At 29.7% G+C, this 3,114-nt stretch carries 4 protein-coding genes; all 4 read left to right on the top strand.

All coding sequences use genetic code 11. The annotated features are described in order from the left end of the window. On the top strand, positions 1–691 hold a 691-nt coding region (locus ABY298_RS15690; protein WP_372746990.1), incomplete at its 5' end, for a polysaccharide lyase family 7 protein. Positions 692–872: 181 nt separating this feature from the next. After that, positions 873–1,577, top strand: a complete 705-nt coding sequence (locus ABY298_RS15695; RefSeq protein WP_372746991.1) for a FadR/GntR family transcriptional regulator — start codon at positions 873–875, stop codon at positions 1,575–1,577. 94 nt (positions 1,578–1,671) lie between these two features. Next, on the top strand, positions 1,672–2,961 hold the full coding sequence (locus ABY298_RS15700) for an MFS transporter (protein WP_372746992.1): 1,290 nt from the start codon (positions 1,672–1,674) through the stop codon (positions 2,959–2,961). Between the two features lie 36 nt (positions 2,962–2,997). Further along, positions 2,998–3,114: SDR family NAD(P)-dependent oxidoreductase (locus ABY298_RS15705; protein WP_372746993.1), on the top strand; the 117-nt coding region annotated here is incomplete at its 3' end.

Genomic DNA, 3,114 nt, shown 5'->3' on the forward strand with positions numbered 1-3,114 from the left:
TGCACCACCAGCAATATTAAAATATGGAACAAATGAAACGTTAAAACCATTTTTTTATAACGATTCAATAAAAGGAGCGTTGGTATTTTATACCTATCCTAATGTTTCAACAGCAAACTCAAGCTATTCAAGAACTGAATTAAGAGAGCAAATGGTGCCAGGTAGTAATGAAACTAACTGGAAATTTTCGCAAGGTGGTAATATGAAAGGAACACTTGAAGTAGCGGAAATGTCAAAAGACGGTAGTGGAAATTATTACAAAACTATTGTTATGCAAATTCATGGAAGATTAACAAATGCTCAAAAGGCATTAATAAAAGCTTCTGATAATAATGCACCACCAATATTAAAAATTTATTGGGAAAATGGAAAGATTAAAGTTAAAACAAAAATATTAAAAGATTTAAACGCTACAGATACAGAAATGTTGTATGAAGATGCTTGGGGCGATGATGCTGGTTATACGTTTTCAGAATATGTAGGTTTTGATAAGTTTACGTTAGAAGTGAAAGTTTCTGATGGTAAAATGGAAGTGATATTAAATGAAAAGTCCTCAGTTGTATATGATGATATTCATATTCAAAAATGGGGAATATTTGAAAATTATTTTAAAGCAGGAAATTATTTTCAATCTAAAGATGAAAATTCATATGCTAAAGTAAAATATTATGAGTTAGTGATAACTCATTAATTGAGTAATTGATAAGTTTGAATTAGTTACTATTTTTTGGTTAAGAAAAGCTGGTCTTTGTTAAAAGACCAGCAATTCTGAAATTGAAAATTTTTACGTTTAGTTTTTATTAATATAAAAGATTTTATACTAAAGTTTTTGTTAATTTTATAAAAAATTCTAGTTAACCAAAGTTAAAAATATGAAGTTAGAGGCGCCTTTAAAAAGCGATAATTTAAACATCAAAAATTTAATTATTTCTCAAATTAGAGATTTAATAAATTTTAAAAATTTAGAACCTGGAGATAAGTTACCTTCAGAGAGATCATTGTCTGAGAAATTTTCAGTGAGTAGAAGTAACGTACGCGATGCTATTCATAAATTAGAAACATATGGCTTGTTATATTCAATACCACAAAGTGGAACTTTTGTTGCGAATATTGGTGTAACTGCCTTAAATGGAATGATAGACGATATTTTAAGATTAGAAAAACCTGATTTTAAAGACTTAGTAGAAACAAGAATATTGTTGGAATTGAAAACAGCAGGTTTAGCTGCCTCAAGAAGAACTGAAGAAGATTTAAAACAATTAAAAAGCGCTTTAGAAGCTTATAGTGAAAAAGTACTTAACGGTCAAGATGCTGTTCAAGAAGATTTGTTATTTCATTTGGCAATTGCAAAAGCAAGTGGTAATAGTAGTTTAAATAATTTAATGTTAATGATTACTCCTGAAATTATTACAAACTTTGAAAAACACCATGTGTGTGATAAAGGAATGGCAAGATCTGGAATTCAAGAGCATTTAGATATTTTTAATGCCATTAAAAATCAGAATCCAATGGAAGCTAAAGAGAATGTAAAAGTACATTTTAAAATGTTATATCAATATTGTTATAATATAGACTAAGAAAATAAATAATATACATAATACAAAATCATTAAAAAAAATATTCAATAATTGAATATGAGAATTAATATTAATTAAGTAAAATTTCAAATTTATGAAAGTAAAAGGATTAAGGTGGTTTATTATAGGTTTAATATTTCTGGCAACAGTAATAAACTATATAGATAGAAGTGCACTTGCCATTATGTGGGGTGGCATTGATAAAGAGGGAACAATAGCTCACTCTTTACAATTAACAAAAGAAGATTATGCATTAATCTTAAACATTTTTATGGTGGCTTATGCATTAGGGCAACTTTTTTCTGGAAAATTATTTGATAAAGTTGGAACAAGAATGGGTTATGTAATTAGTATAGGTGTTTGGGGGATATCTTCATTCTTACATTCAACTGTACGAGGAATATTTTCACTTGCATTTTTTAGAAGTACACTAGGATTATCTGAAGCAGGAAACTGGCCAGGAGGTGTAAAAAGTAATGCAGAATGGTTTCCTATTAAAGAACGTGCCATAGCTCAAGGGTTATTTAATGCTGGTGCCTCAATTGGTTCTGTAATTGCGCCACCACTAATTGCAGCGTTGTTTGTTGCTTTTGGATGGAGAATTACCTTTATGGTAGTAGGTTCGTTTGGAATATTTTGGATTATTCCTTGGTTATTAATTAATAAAGCAGGACCAAAAAAACACCCTTGGATTACTGAAGAAGAGCAAAAGTATATAGTTGCAGGACAGAGTAAAGCTGATCAAAATGCTACTGAAGATACAAAAGGATTAACTTTAAAAGAAATATTATCGCATAAAGAATCATGGGCAGTAGTTGTTGGTCGTTTCTTTTTAGAACCAATCTGGTGGTTGTTTGTGGGTTGGATGCCTATTTATTTATTTGATGTATATGGGTTTGATGTTAAACAAGTAGGTATGTTCCTTTGGGTTCCTTATGTTGGTGCTGCAATTGGTAGTATTGCTGGAGGTTACGTTTCAGGAAAAATAATTGCCAAAACAAACTCTATAGATAAAGGTAGAAAAACAACTATTTTAATAGGTGGTATAATTATGTTATTGGGGCTAATTGCAACTGTAATGATTGGTGATACAGCAGAGAAATTTGTAGCTATTGTATTTTTTGTATTATTTGGTTTCCAATTTGCAATTAGTAACGTACAAACATTACCAAGTGACTTTTTTAGTGGTAAATCAGTAGGGTCTTTAGCAGGCCTTGGAGGAATGATTGGAGTTTTCTCAGTAATTATTATGAACTTTTTAGTTCCGGTAGTAGTTGAAAAAGTTTCTTACACTCCAATTTTTATTGCAATCGCAGTTTTTGTACCACTTGGTATTGGAGCAATATACTATTTTGCAAAAAATATTAAATCAGTAGAAGAATAAAAAAATTATTATAAAATTAAATCAAAAATAAATAAAATGAGTAATTTAAAAGTAGCCGTAGTTACCGGTGCAACAGGTGGAATTGGATTCCAAGTAGCAAAAAGATTAGGACAAGATGGATATACCGTAGTTTTAAATGGTATTGAAGATGAA

Source organism: Lutibacter sp., assembly GCF_041596795.1.
Classification (GTDB): Bacteria; Bacteroidota; Bacteroidia; order Flavobacteriales; family Flavobacteriaceae; genus Lutibacter.